This is a genomic window from Fischerella thermalis PCC 7521 (genome assembly GCF_000317225.1).
Taxonomy (GTDB): Bacteria; Cyanobacteriota; Cyanobacteriia; order Cyanobacteriales; family Nostocaceae; genus Fischerella; species Fischerella thermalis.
Map to the genome: position 1 here is coordinate 1 of NZ_AJLL01000114.1, position 496 is coordinate 496.

The 496-nt window shown below is 43.3% G+C and carries 1 protein-coding gene; it reads left to right on the plus strand.

The annotated features are described in order from the left end of the window. Positions 1–474: WD40 repeat domain-containing protein (locus UYK_RS24535; protein WP_040469572.1), on the plus strand; the 474-nt coding region annotated here is incomplete at its 5' end. Positions 475–496 lie beyond the last annotated feature (22 nt).

Genomic DNA, 496 nt, shown 5'->3' on the forward strand with positions numbered 1-496 from the left:
AGAACTATGAGATTATGGGATACTTCTTCATTCAATTCTCCCCATCTTGATCAAGAGAAATTTAAAAACTGCCCATTCTACAGCCTTTCTAGCCATACATGGGCAGTTCTGACACTCGCTTTTAGTCCCGATGGAAAAATTTTGGCAACTGGTAGCGATGATAACACTATCAAATTGTGGGATGTAAACACTGGTCAGGTAATTCGCACACTACAAGGCCATTCTTGGTCAGTGCTGGCAGTAGCTTTTAGTGCCAATGGAAAAGCGCAGATCAGTGGAAGTAGAGACAACACGATTAAAATTTGGAGAGTCAGTACTGGAGAGGAAATTGCTACTCTCACAGGTCATGAGGACTCAGTATTTGCCGTTGCTGTTAGCCCTGTTGCACAACTGATTGCTAGTGGCAGCAGGGATAAGACAATCAAGCTCTGGGAGCTAGGACAACAGCAGCTAAATTCAATTGGTAATACCTAAATCAAGCGCTACCTGTAAAGGC